The sequence below is a fragment of the Lewinella sp. IMCC34183 genome (genome assembly GCF_003390915.1).
GTDB lineage: Bacteria > Bacteroidota > Bacteroidia > Chitinophagales > Saprospiraceae > Neolewinella.
Genome location: NZ_QMEM01000003.1, coordinates 92,457 through 111,455, shown reverse-complemented (window position 1 = coordinate 111,455; position 18,999 = coordinate 92,457). Strand labels below are relative to the sequence as shown.

The 18,999-nt window shown below is 65.0% G+C and carries 12 protein-coding genes; 7 read left to right on the top strand and 5 right to left on the bottom strand.

What is annotated here, in order from left to right; genetic code table 11:
• The first annotated feature begins 29 nt into the window (after window positions 1–29).
• Window positions 30–1,148 carry a DNA polymerase III subunit beta gene (dnaN, locus tag DQG19_RS07980; protein ID WP_116125733.1) on the top strand — a complete coding sequence of 373 codons (1,119 nt, stop codon included), beginning with the start codon at window positions 30–32 and terminating at the stop codon, window positions 1,146–1,148.
• 862 nt (window positions 1,149–2,010) lie between these two features.
• Here dnaN and DQG19_RS07975 read toward each other — a convergent pair.
• Window positions 2,011–5,265: a S41 family peptidase gene (locus tag DQG19_RS07975; RefSeq protein WP_116125732.1), complete on the bottom strand. Its 3,255-nt coding sequence runs from the start codon at window positions 5,263–5,265 to the stop codon at window positions 2,011–2,013.
• 336 nt (window positions 5,266–5,601) lie between these two features.
• On the opposite strand from DQG19_RS07975, the gene DQG19_RS07970 reads away from it, so the two are divergent.
• Complete coding sequence (locus DQG19_RS07970; protein ID WP_116125731.1) at window positions 5,602–6,774, top strand: M16 family metallopeptidase; 1,173 nt, start codon at window positions 5,602–5,604, stop codon at window positions 6,772–6,774.
• 180 nt (window positions 6,775–6,954) lie between these two features.
• Here DQG19_RS07970 and DQG19_RS07965 read toward each other — a convergent pair whose 3' ends face one another.
• From DQG19_RS07965 to DQG19_RS07955, 3 genes are read right to left on the bottom strand one after another with little or no spacing between them, the layout of a single operon-like run.
• The gene (locus DQG19_RS07965; protein WP_198661686.1) at window positions 6,955–8,706 is read right to left on the bottom strand and encodes a sulfatase; all 1,752 of its coding nucleotides are present in this window, start codon (window positions 8,704–8,706) and stop codon (window positions 6,955–6,957) included.
• A 58-nt stretch (window positions 8,707–8,764) separates the two neighbouring features.
• Window positions 8,765–9,415 carry a hypothetical protein gene (locus DQG19_RS07960; RefSeq protein WP_157974392.1) on the bottom strand — a complete coding sequence of 217 codons (651 nt, stop codon included), beginning with the start codon at window positions 9,413–9,415 and terminating at the stop codon, window positions 8,765–8,767.
• Between the two features lie 56 nt (window positions 9,416–9,471).
• Window positions 9,472–11,736, bottom strand: a complete 2,265-nt coding sequence (locus tag DQG19_RS07955) for a T9SS type A sorting domain-containing protein (protein WP_116125728.1) — start codon at window positions 11,734–11,736, stop codon at window positions 9,472–9,474.
• A 325-nt stretch (window positions 11,737–12,061) separates the two neighbouring features.
• Here DQG19_RS07955 and DQG19_RS07950 point away from each other — a divergent pair, with 325 nt between their 5' ends.
• Genes DQG19_RS07950 through DQG19_RS07935 form a run of 4 tightly spaced genes read left to right on the top strand, consistent with a single transcriptional unit; the run spans window position 12,062 to window position 14,803 of the window.
• Entirely contained in the window at window positions 12,062–12,625 is a 564-nt protein-coding gene (locus DQG19_RS07950) for an RNA polymerase sigma factor (protein ID WP_157974391.1), read from the top strand.
• Window positions 12,622–13,167: a hypothetical protein gene (locus DQG19_RS07945; protein WP_116125726.1), complete on the top strand. Its 546-nt coding sequence runs from the start codon at window positions 12,622–12,624 to the stop codon at window positions 13,165–13,167. Before DQG19_RS07950 ends, DQG19_RS07945 begins: the two co-directional genes overlap by 4 nt.
• Entirely contained in the window at window positions 13,167–14,027 is an 861-nt protein-coding gene (locus DQG19_RS07940; protein ID WP_157974390.1) for a hypothetical protein, read from the top strand. Before DQG19_RS07945 ends, DQG19_RS07940 begins: the two co-directional genes overlap by 1 nt.
• Before the next feature lie 11 nt (window positions 14,028–14,038).
• On the top strand, window positions 14,039–14,803 hold the full coding sequence (locus DQG19_RS07935) for a hypothetical protein (RefSeq protein WP_116125724.1): 765 nt from the start codon (window positions 14,039–14,041) through the stop codon (window positions 14,801–14,803).
• Window positions 14,804–14,821: 18 nt separating this feature from the next.
• Here DQG19_RS07935 and DQG19_RS07930 read toward each other — a convergent pair whose 3' ends face one another.
• Window positions 14,822–17,293 (bottom strand): FtsK/SpoIIIE family DNA translocase, encoded by a 2,472-nt coding sequence (locus DQG19_RS07930; protein ID WP_116125723.1) that lies wholly within the window; start codon window positions 17,291–17,293, stop codon window positions 14,822–14,824.
• Window positions 17,294–17,498: 205 nt separating this feature from the next.
• Between DQG19_RS07930 and DQG19_RS07925 the strand changes: the two genes are divergently transcribed.
• Window positions 17,499–18,836: a hypothetical protein gene (locus DQG19_RS07925; RefSeq protein WP_116125722.1), complete on the top strand. Its 1,338-nt coding sequence runs from the start codon at window positions 17,499–17,501 to the stop codon at window positions 18,834–18,836.
• Window positions 18,837–18,999: the final 163 nt, after the last annotated feature.

Genomic DNA, 18,999 nt, shown 5'->3' with positions numbered 1-18,999 from the left:
TACGTAAGTTTGCCAAAAGCTTACCACCGATGAAATTTTCCGTTTCCAGTTCTGATCTGCAGAAAAAACTTCAGTTGGCCGGAGGGGCCATTGCCTCCAATCCGGTACTGCCGATTCTGGAAGATTTCCTGTTCACCATCGAGGGCAGTACCCTCAGAATCGCGGCCACCGATCTGGAGACCAGCGTAGTCACCAGCCTCGAAGTCAACGCCGAAGGCGACGGCGAAGTGGCCGTACCCGCCAAGATCCTGATCGATACGCTGAAGGCCCTGCCCCAGCAGCCGATCACCTTCGACGTCAACGAGGACAACTACGGCATCTCGATCACTTCCGCCTACGGCAAGTATAAGCTGGCCGGGGAGCCCGGGGGCGACTATCCCAACATCCCCGAAGCCAGCGAGGCCGACGAGGTCAGCGTGACCGCCATGAGCCTGCTCGACGGTATCAACAAGACGCTCTTCGCTACCTCCACCGACGAACTGCGACCCGCCATGACGGGGGTGTTCTTTCAAGTCGACTTCTCCAAGCTTACCATGGTCGCCACCGACGCGCACAAGCTCGTCAAGTTCAGCCTCAATGACCTCAGCGGTGAAGTGACCAGCAGTTTCATTATCCCCAAAAAGGCCCTCAACCTGCTTAAGGGTGCCCTGCCGCAGTCCGACATCGCCGTAACGGTCACCTTCGACAAGTCCAACGCCTTCTTCGAGTACGGCGACACCAAGCTGGCCTGCCGCCTTATCGACGCCCGCTACCCCGACTACAATGCGGTCATCCCCGTCGATAACCCCAACGTCCTGCTGGTCAACCGCGCCGACTTCCAGAACAGCCTGAAGCGGATCGTCATCTACGCCAACAAGACCACCAACCAGGTCATCCTCAACATCGCCGACGGCAGCCTCACCGTCAGCGCCCAGGACCTCGATTTCAGCAACGAAGCCACCGAGCAGCTCAGCTGCTCCTACGACGGCTCTCCCCTCACCATCGGCTTCAACGCCAAATTTCTCGTCGAAATGCTCGGCGTCCTCGAGGGCGAAGAGGTCCGCCTGGAAATGTCCACCGCCACGCGCGCCGGTATCTTGCTGCCCACCGATCAGGAGAGCGGGCAAGATATTATGATGCTGGTGATGCCGGTTATGCTTAGTAACTAGGGGGTTGTTGGGTCAGTGAGTTGTTGCGTTTGCCCGCAGGGCTCTCGCTGCGCTCGGCGGCCGCGGCCTCCATCAGTGCGAGCCACGCAGGCACGCTCGGACCGCGCCTTCGGGTAGAGGGCGTCCCGCCCGACTGCTCTTTACGTAGCCACTTGCTGCGCTCGCATTGCCATCGGGCCGGGTTCGGGTTGAGGGCGTCTCGCCCGACTGCTCTTTACGTAGCCACTTGCTGCGCTCGCATTGCCATCGGGCCGGGTTCGGGTTGAGGGCGTCCCGCCCGATCGCTCCGCAGTGTGCCGCTTGCTGGGATCGCGTTTGTACCAAGCCGGCTTCGGGTTGAGGGCGTCCCGCCCGATCGCTCCGCGGTATGCGGCTTGCTGGGATCGCGTTTGTACCAAGCCGGGTTCGGGTTGAGGGCGTCCCGCCCGATCACTCCCCAGTGTGCGCTTGCTGGGATCGCGTTTGTACCAAGCCGGGTTCGGGTTGAGGGCGTCCCGCCCGATCGCTCCGCAGTGTGCCGCTTGCTGGGATCGCGTTTGTACCAAGCCGGCTTCGGGTAGAGAGCGTCCCGCCCGATCACTCCCCAGTGTGCGCTTGCTGGGATCGCGTTTGTATCAAGCCGGGTTCGGGTTGAGGGCGTCCCGCCCGATCGCTCACCAGTATGCCGCTTACTGGGCTCGCGTTTGTACCAAGCCGGGTTCGGGTTGAGGGCGTCCCGGCCGATCGCTCCGCAGTGTGCCGCTTGCTGGGATCATATTTGTATCGGGCTGGGTTTGGGCTGAGGGCGTCCCGCCCGACTGCTCTTTACGTAACCGCTCGCTGCGCTCGCAATTCCATCGGGTCGGAGACCCTCCACCCGGGCCTACCGGCGCCCACCCACAGCCGGAGTAGGATAAGCCGGATTCCTAATCTCTACCGGCTCCTCCTCGGCCAGCATCCGCAGGACCTCTTCCACGGCGCGCTCCAATTGGGGGTCGCGACCCGCGCGGAGGGACTTGGCATCCTGCCGCACCGCGATATCGGGGGCTACGCCGGCGTTCTCGGCGATGAAGACGTCGTTGGCCGGGTCGAAGACCGCGTTGTCCGGTGCGGTCATGGCACCGCCGTCCACGAAGGCGTAGTGTACCGACGACTTGACCAGTCCGCCCCAGGTAGTGGCACCGATCAGCGGGCCGGCATTCTGTTGCCGGAATACCCAGGGGAAGAAGTCACCGCCGGAGCCCGCCCGCTCGTTGATGAGCAGGGCCTTTGGGCCGAGGATGCCCGCCGGCAGCCGGAAGGGCACGGCGTCGGGAACCTCGTTGGTGAGGGCGGCGCGCAGGTCGCGGGTCATCAGGTCGACCATGTAGTCATCGAGCAGTCCGCCGCCGTTGAAGCGTTCGTCGATGACGGCGCCCGCCCGGTCCTGCTGGGCAAAGTAGTAGCGGTTGAAGTTGACGAAGCCGGAGCCGCCGGTATTGGGTACCCAGACGTAGGCCAGGCGGCCATCGGAGAGGCTGTCTACCGTGCGGCGGTTGTCCTCCACCCAGGCGCGCTGCCGCAGGGCGTTCTCGCTGCCGATGGGCTCTACGATGACTTCGCGATTTCCGGCAAAGTCGGGCCGGTCGTTGAGGTGCAGGACCGTTTGCTTGCCCCGGCTGCCGTCGAGCCAACGGTAGGGGTTGTCGGCGTCGGTGAGCTCGCGGCCGTTTATGCCCACCAGGTAGGTACCCGCCGAAACCTTGAGGCCCGGCCGGTCGAGGGGGCTGGAAAGGCCCGGGTTCCAGCTTTCGCTGGTGTAGATGCGGGCAATGCGCCAGCGTCCGTTACTGGGCACCAGGTCGGCACCCAGGAGACCCACGCGGGAGTCTTCCGTTTCGGGCATATCTCCACCAAAGACGAAGCTGTGGCCTACGGAAAGCTCCCCACCCAGCTGATCGAGCAGGTAGGTCAGGTCGGCGCGGTGGCGCACGTACGGTACCAGCGGTGCGTAGCGGGCCTTTACCTCGTCCCAGTTGCGACCGTGTAATTCCGGGTCGTAGAAGTAATCGCGCTCGTAGCGGTACGCCTCGTTGAAGATCTGCTGCCATTCGGCCAGCCGGTCGAGCTTCATCGTCAGTTCGGGTTTGATGGCGTCGCCGCCCTTTCCACTGTCGCCGCCGGTATCCGCCAGGGTCCACTGTCCGCCCGACTGGAAGAGGATCTTCTTTCCGTCGGCGGACACTGCGAAGTTGGTCACGTTCTCCGCGAAGTCCTTGGCCTCCCGTTTTTCCAGGCTAAACTTCTTCAGGGTGGGCCCCCCGGACGATCCGGGCTTCTCTTCGGCCAGGAACAGGGTCCCGGCGGGCCCGGCGGCGGTCGCGTAGTAGTTGGCGCCGTCCACCGGCAGGGCGATGGTGCGGCGGCTGATGTCCGTGAAGTCGATGGTCACCTGCGTGTCGGTATCTTCTTCCTCCTGGGTTTCCTCTTTCTCTTCGGCGTCCGCATCTTCCTCCTCGGCCACTTCTTCCTCATCGCTCTGCGGTAGGAAGGGGCTTTCCAGGTCGTCGGGCAGCACGATCACGTAGGCCTTGTAGTTTGGTTCGGCCTGCATGGAGCTCGTGTTGGCCCAACCCGCGCCGAGGGCCAGATCGGTGCTGGCCAGCAGGTAGAGGTGTTGGCCGTCGCGGTCCCAGGCCGGGGAAAAGGAATCCGCGAAGGGATCGGTCAGCGGTTGGGTGGCTCCCCCCTCGCGGTCCCAGGTCCAGATCCGGCGGAAGTTGTTGGTCCCGCTCTTCACGTAGGCCAGGTAGCGACTATCGGGCGACCAGACGGGCTCGGTGCGCTCGCGGTCGAGGTTGCTGCCGCCGGTGTCTACGGTGCGCACATTCTTCCCGTCGAGGTCGAGCACCCGGATGCGGACGTCGTCGTCCACGAAGGCGATGTAACGCCCGTCGGGCGACCAGGCCGGGTTCCAGGCCATTTTCGACTCGCCGATGGACACGACGGTGGTATCCCCCCGCCCCGACTGGTCGATAAGGTACAGCGCGTAACCACTCCCGCCGGCGTCGGAGAACCAGGCGATCCGGTCACCTTTTGGAGACCAGAGCGGGGCCCGGTCGGCGACACCCGAGCTGTGGGTGAGGTTGCGCGAGTCCCCCTTGTCGGTGGGCACGGTGAAGACGTCGCCCCGCGCGGCCATCAGGGCCCGCTTGCCGGTGGGGGAGAGGGAAACGGAGGTAGCCCGCTTACTGACGTCCTCCCACTCGGGCTCCGCCCAGGGGAAATCGCCGATCACTTCGATGGCGAGTTGCGTCACCGCGCCCGTGCGCGTGTCCAGCAGGTGGAGGTAGCCATCGCGTTCCAGGATCAGGGTGCCGTCGTGGCCGGCCAGCCACTTGACGTCGGAGCCGTCGAAGCGGGTCACCGGCTCTACGGCCTTCGTTGCCGGATCGTAGGCGTAGACGTCCATGGAGTAATCGCGGTCGGACAGGAAGTAGACGCGCTCGTCCAGCCAGACGGGGTGAACGTCTGTCGTCTTGTCGTTCGGCAGCAGCGTCTCTTCTCCCGTCGCGAGGTCGAGCAGGATGAGCGGCGTATTCTGGCCGCCGCGGTAGGCGCGCCATTCGCTGTCCCAGCGGGTCATCTTGTCCAGCGCGATCCGGCTGCCGTCGGGCGAGTAGCTGCCGTCGTAGCCCCACTGGGCGGTAAGTTGCTCGGCCGGGCCGCCGTCGGCCGCGATGGTCCACAGCCGGTTGAAGGGGACCGGGGCCGTTTTCCGGGTACTGGCGAACAGAACGCGGCTTCCGTCGGGCGTCCAGCCCCGTACCGCATCGTCCGCGGGGTGCCACGTCAACCGGGTGGGGATGCCGCCTGCCCGGTCTACCACGTAGACGTCTTCGCTGCCGTCACGGTCCGAGGTGAAGGCGATGTGCCGCCCGTCGGGACTGAAGCGCGGGTTAGTTTCCACGGCGGGCGTACTGGTGATGCGCCGCACGTTGCCGCCGTCGGTATCGGCGGTCCAGATGTCGGAGCCGTAGACGAATACGATGCCGTCGTCGGTCAGGTCGGGCTGCCGGAGCAGCCGGGTACCCTGAGCGGAAAGTATACAGGAGCAGCAGACGAAGAGTAGGGCGAGGGGGCGGGAACGCAGGTGCATAGTGCGGGGAATTGTCCGGTGAATATAGGTTCCGACGCCCGGGCCGGGCCGTGCTTTCAGTTACCGGCAGGCCCTATTCGACGGGCGCAGGTGCTGCGGCGTCGGGGGACGGCAGCCCGTAGACGTCGCGTACCGGAACTTTCACCGCACCTGCGACCGCGCCGGTAATGCTACCTTACCGCGGGGCCTAAACCGCGCCGGCCCTCGCCGGTTCTTTACTCACCCCACCAAACCGCCGCCGCCATCAAGAACCGTAACGCCCCCATCATCCACCCGCCCCGGGTACCGCCCCTGCCCCCGGCCCGCGAATGGACGCTGGGTAACGGCCTGCGCGTCGTGGCCATTCACGTGGAGCAGGCGCCGATCCTCAGCCTGGAAATGATCTGGCGCGCGGGGCGGCCCTACGAGGCGCAGCGCTTCCTGGCCGGCACCACCAATGCCCTGCTCGTGGAGGGCACCCGCCACCGTCCGGCCGCCGCGCTGGAGAGCCTCTTCGAACAGTACGGTACCAGCCTGGAGACCCCCGACGACTACGATACCGCCAACCTGTCGCTGGCGACCATCGTGCGCCACGCCGACCGCCTGCTGCCCGTGATGACGGAGGTGATCGCGGAGCCCGCCTTCAGCGAACGCGAGCTCAAGCGTTACCGCAAGCGCAGCCGGCAGCAGCTGCGGGAAGACCTGCAGGACCCCGATACCCTGGCCTACCGCTACCTGTCGGAGGCTACCTTCGGCGCGGACCATCCCTACGGCTACGGGGGTACGAAGGAAGATTACGACGCGCTCACCGTAGCCGCCGTACGCGACCACTACGCGCGCTACTACGGAGCGGGCAACGCCACGCTGCGGGTGGTCGGACAGCTCAGCGACCGGGTGGAATGCCTACTGGAAGCGACCTTCGGACAGCTGCCTGCGGGTGCACCGGTAGCCAGCCCTGACTACCCCGAGCCGATCACCTCGCCCGAGTTGATCCGCGTACACCGCCCCCGCGCGCAGCAGACCCTGATCCGCCGGGGCCGCCGGGGCATCCGCGTGACCGATGCGGACTATCCGGCCCTGTGCGTGCTGGAAACCATCCTGGGCGGCTACTACGGCAGCCGGCTGATGCGCAATATCCGCGAGGAAAAGGGCTTCACCTACGGCATCGATTCCGACCTGGACACCTACCGCTTCGACGGCACCTTCGGCATCGCCGCCGACGTGGCCAACGAAAACCTGGAGGCCGTCCGCGCCGAGATCAACACCGAAATGGAGAAACTCCGCCAGGAGCTCGTGCCCCCCTCCGAGCTCGACATGGTCCGCGCCTACCTGCTCGGCGGACTGATCATGGACCTCGACGGCCCGCTCGCCGTCAGCAGCCGCTACCGCTCGGCCATCATCAAGGAATACGATGCCGCAGCCCACCTGCACCGCCTGGACGAAACCATCCGCACCATCACCGCCACCGAAATTCAAGACCTGGCCCAGCGGTACCTGCTGCCGGAACTGGACTGGGAAGTGATTTTGTAGTACGGTAGTCTTGTAGTCTTGCTCCCTACGGTCGCTTTTAGTCGGGTAGTACTGTAGTCTTGTAGTCTTGCTCCCTGCGGTCGCTTCGAGTACAGTAGTCGACTAGTACTGTAGCAGGTAGCCTGTAGGCGGGCGCGTCAGCAACACGGGCCTATAGTACTACGGAACCACCGTACTACCCTACCACCCCTCACTAACCCCGCTCTCTCGGTAGCCGATCCGTTGAGCCACGGCCCGGAGGGTGTCGCCGCTGTCCAGGTCAAAATTGATGGGCTCGGTGTAGACGCGCCAGCCCGGCTTGTGGCTGTCTTGCGGCAGGATGCGGTAGGCGATCTGGGCGCCGGGGGTCTTACTTTCGAGGATGAAGCGGCCGATGCTGTCGCGGCGCAGCTGGGGGCGTCCGGTGACGGGCATTTCATTTTGGCCGTTCCAGAACTGCTGCACCATTTCCAGTTCCGGGATAGCCCCCAGGTCGCCCACGCGGGCCAGCCAGGCGTCGGTAGCGGTGCGGAAGGTAGCCAGTTGGTCGCTGTACTCCGGCCGGCCGGCCAGGTTTTCGAGTTCGTAGGGGTCGTTGCGGGTGTCGAAGAGCTCCTCGACCGGCTTGCGGTCCCGGAACCACTGGGCCTGCACGTCGGTGAGCTGCCCGGCGTCGCGCAGCCTCAGCAACTCCTGCATGGCGGCCATCTGCTCGCGGTAGGCGAGGGGCAGGTAGTAGGGCCGTTCGGGGTAGTAGTTGCGCAGGTATTTAAAGCGCCGGTCGCGGGCCGCGCGGATGCGGTCGTATTCCTCGTCCAGGCGGTCGGAGGCGGCGAAGACGTAGTCGCGCGGGGCCGCCGCGTAGTCCCCCAGGTTGGCCTGCCCTTGCAGCCAGTCGGGCGGGTCGATTCCGACCTGGCTCATCACCGTCGGGGCCAGATCGATGAAGCTAAAGAGCGTGCTGTCAATCTCGCCCGCGCGTCGGTCGTCGGGCCAGGCCACGATCATCGGCACCCGGATGCCCGAGTCGTAGAGCAGCCGTTTCTGCCGGGGCAGGGGCCCGCCGTGGTCGCTGTAAAAGTACACGATGGTGCTGTCGGTCAGCCCGTCGGCGTCCAGCTGGTCGAGCAGGAAGCCTACCTGCTCGTCCATGATGCGGATGTTGTCGTACACCCGCCGGACGTCCTGCCGCGTCGGTTCGGTATCGGCGAGGTAGGGGGGCAGGGGCACGTCCAGGTCTTCTGGCAGCTCGATCGCCGGCCGGTCGCCGTCCGGGAAGTTGCCGCGGTAATCGCCGATGGGGAAGGTATCCGTTTCGAAACCCTCCCGGAAGCGCAGCTTGTCCCGCCCCGTCGACCAGACCTGGCTTTCGTGGGTGATCTCCAGGTTGAAGATGCTGAAGAAGGGCTGCCCCGGGGGGCGGTGCCGCCAGTGCGCCTGCGGTCCCTGTTCGTCCCAGGCGGTCTTGGGCGCCTCGAACTGGTAGTCGGTCTTCGCATTGTTGGTGCAGTAGTAGCCCCGCTCGCGCAGCAGCTGCGACATCATCTTCACCTCCGGATCCGGTAGGGCACCGTACTCGCCGGGCAGGCCCAGGGCACGCAGTCGGTCCACGTTGTACTGCGTCCGCATGTGGTGGCCGCCGGCGCTGATCGGGTACACCCCGGTGGCGATGGCAAAGCGGCTTGGCGCGCACACCCCGGCCACCGCGAAGGTGTTCGGGAACCGCAATCCGCGGGCCGCCAGCCGGCTCAGGTTAGGGGACCGGATGGTAGAGTCGCCGAAGGCCGCCAGCAGGGGACTCAGGTCCTCACACACGATCCAGAGCACGTTCGGGCGAGCGGGGGTGCCTTGCGTGGCGGGTGGTTGCCCGGGTCCACAGCCCACCAGGGCGATGACCAACGGCAGGAGGAGGAGGGCGGAGACGCGGGTGCGGAGAGGGCGGGAATCGGGCACGGACCTAAGCTTTAGTACCGACAAGATAGTCTCCCGTTCCGGCCCGTGCCTCCGGGCCCTAGCGCGCGTGTATTGCCAACGGGGCACGGTGCAGGGTGCCGTCCGGCAACTCGAGCACGACCGTGTAGGCACCGGCGACGGGCTCGGGCAGCGTAAGCGTCGCCTGCGAGGTGCCGCGCCGGGCCAGTACCGTGCGGCTGACCCGCACCTCCTGGTCGGAGCCGTAGACGTGCAGCCGTACCGTCCCGCCCGTGTCTACCCGAAAGGTCACCCGTACGGCCCCGGCTTCCGGGGCGTAGGTCGCGGTCAGGGGGGATGCGGATTCGCGGCGGATGACCGTGGTGCTGGCCACCGGGTATTCGGCGCCCCCGCGGGCAACCCGGATCAGCCGGTAGCACGCGTGAGGGGCCGGCCGGCGATCGCGGACGCGGTACGTAATTTCTTCCCGGGGGTCGCTGCCCGCCGGGGCTTGAGACAGCGGAGACCAGGCGGCCGCTTCGGAGGTACTCCATTCCAGGCGGTAGTGGTCGGTGAGCGTATCGCCCGCCGCGGTCCAACTCAATAGGTTGGTGGAATCCAGTACCGTGGCGGTGAGGGTGAGCGAGTCCGGGGGGGATTGTGCCGCCAGCGGCGCGGGCGTTCCGATCAGTAGCAGCAGCGACAGGATCGCTTGCGGGATGGCATAGGGGTAGCGTACAAGTTGGTGCATAGCGTAAAATTTGGGGGACTGGAATCCGGGCGGGGCCGCCCCGAACCCGGTCATACTTAGTTTACCACGAGCTGACGGGTATGACGCTGGCCGGCTATGACCGCCGTGACGAGGTAGGTGCCGCTGCTCAACTGCTCCAGGGGCAGCTCGACGCGGTTCTCGCCCGCCGTGGTCGGATAGCTTTGGGTGGCTACGATTCTGCCGGACAGGCTGACGATCTCGAGGCGTACGTCCGCGTTACCCGGGTGCTCGAACTGCAACACGGCAAGTTCCGTGGCCGGGTTGGGGTACACCGACAGGTGCACGGATTCCGCTTGCCGACTGAGCGAGATTACCCCGCTGAGGGATTCGGAACCGTCCAAGTCGACGGTCTTCAGGCGGTAGTAGGCCATGGGTACGACACGGGCATCACGGGAAGCGTACTGCCGCAGATCGTCGCTGTCGCCGGCCGCGGGTACGTTACCGACGGTGGTCCAGTCGTGCACTCCATCGGGGCTGCGCTCCAGTACGTGCAGGTAGGTATTCTCTTCGCGGGCGGTCGTCCAGGTCAGTTCGTTGTACCCGGGACGGGCATCGCCGGTGAAGGTGATCAGCTCCACCGGGAGCTGGAGGGCACTGCCCGACGGCTGCTGGCTGATGACCACGTGGTCGAAGCGGCCGCCGCTTTCCTGCATGTTCATCGCGAAGGTGTGTCGCCCGGCGGAGGGGATATTGATCATCGGGGCATTACGGGCAAAGTTCCAGGTGCCGGGCTCCTCGACGGGCACCTCGTGCGTTCCGAGCTTCGTGCCATCGAGGTAGTAGGCGTAGGAATTGCGCAGGTCACTGGTCGCGTTATGCTGGGTGTAGATGTAGTGGGGGCCGCTCTCGATGAACTCGATCTCGTACTCCAGCGAGGGAGCCAGGGAGGTGAGGGCACCGGTAGCCTCGACCCAGCCGGTCAGCGGATCGTTGACGGTAGCAAACTGTCCGCCCTCGGCACCGGCGTCTTCCACGTTGGACCAGCCCATGCCGCTGAATACATAGAAACCGCCCAGGCGCTGGGAGGGGGCTTCCAGCGGCAGCTCCACCGGGAAGCCGGGGCTGTCTTCCTGGAAGTATACCAGTTCATCGTTGTTGAGGATGGTTTCCAGGGGGCCCTTATCGGTAGGTGTGTAGTCGGGGTCGGTGGTGACCAGGATCTTGTCTACCGGCGTACCGTCCTCGTGCATGAGCAGGCTGAGCAGGAAGGTGCCGTCGGTGCGGGGGCTGACGGTTCCCAGGGCGATCGATTCCCAGACGTAGTCGGTAGTGTTGGCCAGGTCGAAGTACTTGCGGGTACCGCCGTTCACGCTCACCTGTACCGAGCTGTTGCCGGTGGTTCCGCGGTGACGCAGGTGCAGGTAAAGGTCTTCGGTCCGGTCGGTAGCGATGGCGTACTCGATCCGCGGGCTGCCCCAGATGGTTGCCGGGGTAGCGATACGACCGGTGCTGTTCACCTGGGTAGTGCTGTCGTTGCTGGCGTCGGCGCGGATGGCTTCGGTCCAGTTGAGGCAGGCCAGGTTGCCGATGCCGTATACCTTGGACGAGGGGTGCTCGGCTTCCACGACGGCAAATCCGTGACCGGTATGGTGGTCGACGTGGTAGGTGATCGGGTCCGCAACCGCTGCGATAGGTGCGTAGGTGCGTACTGCCGTCGCGTCCGGCCCATAACCGGTCGGATTGTAGTTGGAGAAGGTGGAGAGGACGATCTTGTCCATGCGGAAGCCATCCTCGCGGTGGCGTATGGTGAGGCGGTGCGTGCCCGCGGATCCGATCGGTACGGTCGCGGCGATCTTCTCCCACCGCCAGGTGGTGAAGCCATCGCTGGTTTCCAGGTCGTCCATTACCACGGCACCGTCGAGCAGCAGATGGAAGGACCGGGCGTCGTTGTCGGGCGCGATGATCCGGATCCACATATGGTAGGTACCGGTCTGGGTGAACGCGATGTCGTAGGAGACATCGGCCCCGAGGTCGTCGGGATCCATGGCGTCCTGGTTAGTCGTGGGAATGTTGATGTAAGCGGCGTTGCTGGCGGCGGGGTCCGCGTAGGTCGTCCAGGTAACGTTGGCGGCGTGGCCGGATTTTCGCGATGCCTTGCGCGCGGTGTAGAGTTCTGCCTCCAGGCTGACGAGGGCGGCGCTACCGGATCCGTTTTGACGGTAGTACGTCGGGGCGTTCGGATCGCAGGTCTGTGCGGAAAGCGGATAGGAGAGGGGAAGCAGGGAGAAGAATAACCACCCTACCAGCCAGGTAGTGGCAATTCTCCCTCCCGCCAGTGCGGGGGTAATCGTTTGTGTCATGTGTCTTATAAAAAGCTGCCTGCCCGTAAATGCGGGTTCAGACGTATGAAAGAACTAGCTGTGTATAAAACGTGTGCGAACGCAAACATTGCGCCTTAACAGAAATAGTTGCTCCGGCGGGCAATAAACTTGGCGCGCACTAGGGGAGCGGCGCTTCCTGGGTTGCGCGTAGCCCGTAGCAGGCGGGCAAACAGGGGCCGCACCAGCGGTGTGAGGCGGTGCAGGGGCGACTACCCTACGTGGCGGAACCTATTTTTAGCACGGATCCACTCACGTACCCGCCACAGTCGGAGTTTTACCCAGTGACGAACCAATAGAACCCACCTTGCCCCCCGCCGCCCCCGATATCCACGCCTTGATCGCCGCCTGCCGGCGGGGGGAAGCGAGGGGGCAGGAAGCCTTCTACCGGCGGTACTTTCCCCTGCTGCTGCCGGTCTGCCTGCGGTACCTGGGCAACCGCGATCGCTCGGTCGAGGTGCTTAACCGCGCCATGCTGCGCATTTTCCAGTCGCTCGACGACTATACCGACGAGGGGAAACTCGAGGGCTGGCTGACCACCGTGACCCGCAATACGGTCCTCACTTACATCCGCGACGAATCCCGGGCGCAGCGGCGATTCCTGGACAGGTCCTTCGTTTGGCCGGCCAGCGTGCCCAACGGGGCCCTGGAGAAGCTGGCCGCGGAGGATATTCTGCGACTCCTGGAGCGGCTGCCCGACCACCTGCGGATCGTGTTCAGCCTGGTCGTATTCGACGGATACACCCACGCGGAGGTCGCCGCCGAGCTCGAGATCGCCGAAACCGCCAGCCGCTGGCGCCTGATGAAGTCGCGGGAACTGCTACAGGGCTACTACCGGGCGGTGCACCCGGGCAAAGAGAACGAACTATGAACTACGCCTACGAAGACCGCTGGCGGGAGCGGATGGCCGACTACGCCCCGCCGGCCGGAGATGCCGACTGGAACGCGATGCAGAAATTGCTGCCCCCGCAGCCTTCCGGTGGAAGCTGGTGGAAAGCGCGCGCGCTCCTGCTGGTCCTGGTGGCGGGGTGGCTGTTGTGGACCGCCCGGCCAGCCCCCACAGTTACGCTTTCGGCCTTTCCCGTCGCTTCGGTTTCCTCCGAAGTCCCCGCACCTGCGCCGCCGCCGCCGGCCGCCGCCTTACCCGCCTTGCACTTTTGGCCGTTGGCCGAACGGCAGCGTATCCCGGGCACGGTGCCGGTTCGCGAAACTTCCGGGCCACCGGCACCGGTACCGCTGCGGCCCGTGCCGATTGTCGTGCCGACGCTCGGCCTTCCGGCTCTTGGCCGGATCGGCAGTGCGGCCGCCGACACCCTCCTGCGCGCCCCGCTTGACCGGCTGCGGGCGACGCTACCCGCCGAAGCCAAGTCCGGGGCCAACGGCTATTATCCACCCACCAGAACTCGACAGTGATGCCTTACCCCCGATTTTTTCAACTGTGTTGCTGTGTGCTGGGGCTGGCGGGCAGTAGCGCGGCCCAGTCGCCGGATACCCTGCCCCGGGTGCAACTGAGCTACGGCTTTCACGTGTGGCACCCCAACGGCTACGGGCCGGCGGGCGCGAAGCCCGAGTTTGTCCGGGACGACCCGGCTCCCGGGGTATCGCTGGACCTGGAGGCACGCCTGGGCCGAACGTTCAGTATGCTGGCTACGCTGGGCACGGAAGTGGAACGGGGGCGGGTATCCTTCGGCGACCTGCCGATCGCGCCGGCAGGTGGCCAGCTTCCGGAAGTGGACCTAATCTTCCGCCGGGTCGCACCGGTCGAGCGGCAGTACCGCCGCTACTACGCCGGCCTCGGCCTCCAGGGCAACCTGCGGATCGGACGGGGCGACCTCAGCCTGGGGGCCGTCGGCACCTTCGGCGTGCTGCGGCTGCACGACGTCGTTTCCCTCGGCGACGTGGAGCCCGTGTACGTGCGGCCCGATAGCCAGTTCGTACGGCCGCCGCTCGGCCTTCCCTATTCCGCGACCCTGCAGTACACGGCCGTCTGGCAAACGGGGGGACGCGCCCACCTGGCCTATACCTTCTGGGTGGACCGGCGTCTCGCGCTGCGCGCCGGGGCCTACGTCGGGGTCAGGGGTGGGTTTACGGCCGGCAGCCGCGGCGTCAGCCCGGCCCGGTTCGTGGTGCGAGAAGTCACCTACAGCGCTGACTACCGGCCGGAGGAGCACAACTACTCCCTGCCGGACGAATCACGCTTCACTCACGGCGACCCGACCGCTGCCGTCTGGCAGCGCGGGTTCACCGTGGGCATGATTTACAAACCCCGCTGAACGCCAACGTCATGACGAAGTACTTACTCTCCTCTGCCCTGTGGTGGGCCCTCCTTGTCGTTCCCGCGCCGGCTACGGCCCAGCTGGGCGTGGAGGTAGAAATGCGCTACGGCGCCGCCATTCACCAGCCTGAGGTGGAAGGTGCGGACGACACGGGGCAATCTACCGGCCTGGGCCTGAATCTGGTGTACCGCACCGGGATCCCCTGGGTAAGCTCCGTGCGCCTGGAGGGGAAATACCACCAGGTGGGCGGCTTCGTGAATGTGCAAACCTTTAACAAGGTAGTGCCGCCCACCACTGCCGGCGATCCCTCCACCCTGGTTAGTGTCCGCGCCCACGTCCCCGGTTACCGGGCGGTGTCGGTCGGTCTGTCCCTCGAAGGTGAAGCCCTGAGGGGCTGGCTCACTCCGAACTACCGTGCGGGACTGGGGTTTGGCGTCCTGCGTCTGAGCCGGGAACTGCCGCGCCTGGAATGGTACGAGCAAAGCCGCGAGGGCGAGCGCATTCCTCCGGGGACGGACAGGTTCATCGTGCGGGACGGGGACGTCGTGCGCCTCGGGCAGGCCGACAGGGGCTACGGGGGCGAAAGTGCGTTGCGCAGCTACCAGGCCTACGTGCAGTTGCAGCAGGGCTACCAGCTTACGCCGTACCTCCAGCTCTTCGTGCGCGAAACCTACACCCTCGGTACCCTGGGCAAGCGGTACGGCGAATCAAGCGGAGCGACCCTGCTCGGTCGGGTAGACCTGCTCGAAATCGGTTTGGCGGGGCGACTTTAGAACGATCCAACGAAACCGCTACCCGCGGTTCCGCAGGTCGTCGATGAAGCGGGTGAGTTCCATCTCATCGTACACAAGCACTTCACGGGGCTTGCTCCCCTGGGAAGGGCCCACGATGCCGAGCTGTTCCATCTGGTCCATGATGCGGCCGGCGCGGTTGTAGCCGAGTTTGAGGCGGCGCTGTACCATACTGGTGGAGCCGTGCTGCTGGGAGATGATGAGGCGGGCGGCGTCCTCGAACATGTCGTCCAGGTCGGCGTAGCTGAGGGCGCCGGAGCCGGCCATTTCCTCGTCGGTATTGTATTCGGGCAGGAGGTAGGGCTCCACGTAGCCGCGCTGGTTGCCGATGAAGTTGATGACCTCCTCCACTTCGGGCGTGTCGACGAAGGCACCCTGCAGGCGGACCACGTCGCCCCCGTTGCTCAGGAGCATGTCGCCGCGACCGATCAGCTGGTCGGCACCGCCGGAGTCGAGGATGGTACGAGAGTCGACCTTCGCCGTCACCTTGTAGGCGATCCGCGCGGGGAAGTTGGCCTTGATGACGCCGGTAATGATGTTGACCGACGGGCGCTGGGTAGCGATGACCAAGTGGATGCCCACGGCCCGCGACAACTGCGCGAGGCGCGCGATCGGCATCTCTACTTCCTTGCCGGCCGTCATGATGAGGTCGGCAAATTCGTCGATCACCAGCACGATGAAGGGCAGGAACTTGTGGCCCTTCTCGGGGTTGAGCCGCCGCGCCACGAACTTCTCGTTGTACTCCTTGATGTTGCGCGCCGCAGCTTTCTTCAGCAGGTCGTAGCGCTGGTCCATCTCGATACAGAGCGAGTTGAGGATGTGGATCACCTTGGTGGTCTCCGTGGTGATCGGCTCCGTCTGTCCCGGCAGGAAGGCCAGGAAGTGGCTCTCCAGCTTGGCGTAGGGGAAGAGCTCGACTTTCTTCGGGTCGATCATCACGAGCTTCACCTGGCTGGGGTGCTTCTTGTAGAGGATCGACATGATGATCGAGTTGATACCCACCGATTTACCCTGTCCGGTAGCGCCCGCCACCAACAGGTGGGGCATCTTGGCCAGGTCGGCGATGAGCACCTCGTTCTTGATGGTCTTGCCCAGGGCCAGGGGGATGTCCATCTTGGCGGTCTGGAACTTCTCGCTCTCCAGCACCTCCCGCATACTCACCATCTGCGGATTCTTGTTGGGTACCTCGATACCGATGGTGCCGCGGCCGGGGATCGGCGCGATGATCCGGATGCCGAGGGCGGCCAGGGAGAGGGCGATGTCGTCCTCCAGGTTCTTGATCTTGGAGATGCGTACGCCGGGGGCGGGCACGATCTCGTAGAGCGTCACCGTGGGCCCGATCGTGGCGCGGATTTTGGTGATCTCGATCTTGTAGTTGAGGAGCGTCTCGATGATCTGGTCCTTGTTGGCCTCCAGTTCGGCGCGGTCGACCTCGTGCTTGCCGGTGTCGCCCTCCACCAGCAGCTGCAGGTGGGGCTTTTCGTAGCTCGGCAGGTCGAGGGTGGGGTCGTAGGGCTCGGTGTGGTCCTGGTTCTCCTCCGTGACGGCCAGGCTGGTGTCGATACCGCCGTCGCCGTCGGCCATGATCAGGTTGTCGCCGCCGACCGCCAGGGGGTCGTGGGCTTCCAGGGTCACGTCGCCCACTTCTTCCAGGGGCATCTCCATCTGGTTGCCGCGCAGCTGCTCCATCCCCTGCTCGGATAAGGTCCGGGGACTCTCGATTTCGAAGTCGCCGTGCTGGCCGGGCGCCAGCGAGGGTGGGGTAGCGGGGCGGTCGCGGATGGCGGGCGCGGCCGCGGGTGCGGGGGGCGCGGGCCGGCCGGCGGCCGGGCGGGGCTTGCCCCGGAAGCGGATCATCTCCGAGAAGTGATCCACCACGTCGTTGCGGATCTGCCCGGGCGAGCCGTTGAAGTCGATGCGCGCCTCGAAGATGAGGTACAGGCCGAACAGCAACAGCAGCAGCAGGATGACCCCGAAGCCGCCCAGTACGCCGGAGAGGTGGGAGACCAGGTAGTCGCCCACGCCGCCGCCGAGGGGGAAGTCGGTCAGTCCGCCGAAGGCGAAGCTCAGCAGTACGGCCAGGCCAATGGTGAAGAGCATCAGCTTGACGAAAAGGTTCGCCATCGGCTTCAGCGGGGCCCGGCGCAGGCGGTTCAGCCCGAGGCGCCCGAGGAAGTACACCAGGATGAAGCTCGGCAGGCCGAAGCAGAAATAGATGAAGAAATTGGACAGGAAAGCCCCGAGGCGGCCCAGCCAGTTGTCTACCGAGGCGGCATCCTCGCTCAGCAGTTTCCAGCTGAAGCGCAGGACGCGGTCCTGGTCGATCTTCCAGGTGAAGAGGTAGGATACGAAGGCGACCGTGAGGTAAACGGCAACAAAGAGCAACAACAGCCCGAATAATTTCGGGATGCGCTCGTCTCTGAGTCCCATCCGGAGACCCAGTTGTCCGCTCTTTTTCTTTGCTTTGGCCATACAGTAAGTGGCTTGTGGGCCGGGCGGCGAAATTACGATAAAAGCCGGGAACGCCGAACGCAGCCCGCTTCTTGTGCTTCCCCGGCGGGGATTATCCGGTGACCAACGGCGCGGCGCGCCAACGGCCGGTATTTTAGTTAAATCAATATGTTATCCCTTTTCGCCGCCCCCCTTGTGCACCTGCTAAGGCGCCATAACTTTACTTATGCGCAATCCCTTCCCCCTGCTCCTTTGCCTCCTGTTGGCGATCTCCGGCTTTGCCCAAACGTACGAATTGGACCTTTCGGACCAGCTTGTCGACCTCTCGGGCCTAAGCTTCCGCGTCGATAACGTAGTGGACGAAACCGGCGTCACGGACGGCTACTACGGCCGGGTGTACACCGGACTACTTAACAAGGGGCGGGACCTGGAATTCCTTTTCGGTCCGGAGCAGAACCTTACCGCCCTGCTGCTCCGTAACACCGTGGACCGTAGCCTTCCCCCCGCTACCCTGGTCCTCCGTTTTCTGCGTATCGACGAGGAGATCCTCAACGCCAGCGAACGCCGGCGCCTCCAACTGGAGGCCATCCTGGAGCAGCCGGATGCCGAAGGCAACGTCCTGCGGTACGGTCCCCGGCAAGTTGCCCAGTTTGACGGGGGGCTCGATGTCACCGGGGGCCACGCTACGGCCCTGGCAGCGGCCCTTGTCGACGTACTTCACCAACTGGACGCCGACCTGCGGAACGGCAATACGGCAACCGAAGCCACTGCCGCCAACGGCCCGCTCCCCGATGGCGCCTACTACTCCGTAGCCGATTACCGCGCCGGGCGGGTCGACACCACTTTCAACCTGATCCTGACCGAACGGATACCAACCCGGCAGGAGGAAAATCTTAGCTTCTACACCGCCGAATTTGACCGCCCCGATACCATCTCGCGCCGCGACGTGCGCGCCCTCTGGGGCTACCACCACGCGGGAACCGATTACCTGTTTCTGCAGCGCAACTTCTACTCCCTGCAGCGGGACGGGGACGGACAGGTGTTCGTGGCCGTCCCGGGCGGCATCCTGGACCCCGAAGAAATGACCAAACAGGGCGTCCGCAATGCCGCCGTGGTAAGTGCCTTCGGTCTGTTGGGGGCGGTTCTTATGCATCCCCGTGACGTTTACGGCAGCGCCGAGTATTTCCAGCTCAACGGCAACAGCGGGGCGCTGGAGCCGATACTGGGCGCGGGAACCGTCTCCGGCCCCGTCTCCGACAGCATCTACCTCCTCAATAACTCGACGTTCGACCATCAGATTCTGCAGGTCCGGCTGGGTGACCGGCAGTTCGTCATTCCCCCCGGACACTACGTTGCCGTAACCGACGGCGGGCTACTCGAATTATCCGCCGACGGGGCCAGCAAGCCGCTGGCCAAAAAAATATGGGGGACCCCGGGCCAACCCGCAGTTTACAGCTGCTCGGTCACCGACCGGGGAAAGATCGCGCTGATCCGCGGAAGCAACGAAAGCGCCCAGGCGGCCGCCCGCAGCGCGGCGAGCGGTACGCTACGGGCCGCGCGGTAAGCTTGGGCCGCTCACCCCGCACGAAGGGCGGCGGAACCCATCCGTCCAAGAGTGGGTACTGGGACGAATGAGCCGGGAATGGGTGGATGCGATCGGAGTTAAGGGGCAAGCTGACCGCAGGGACGGCGTTCTCAAATTAATCTTGAGAATGTACACCCACCCG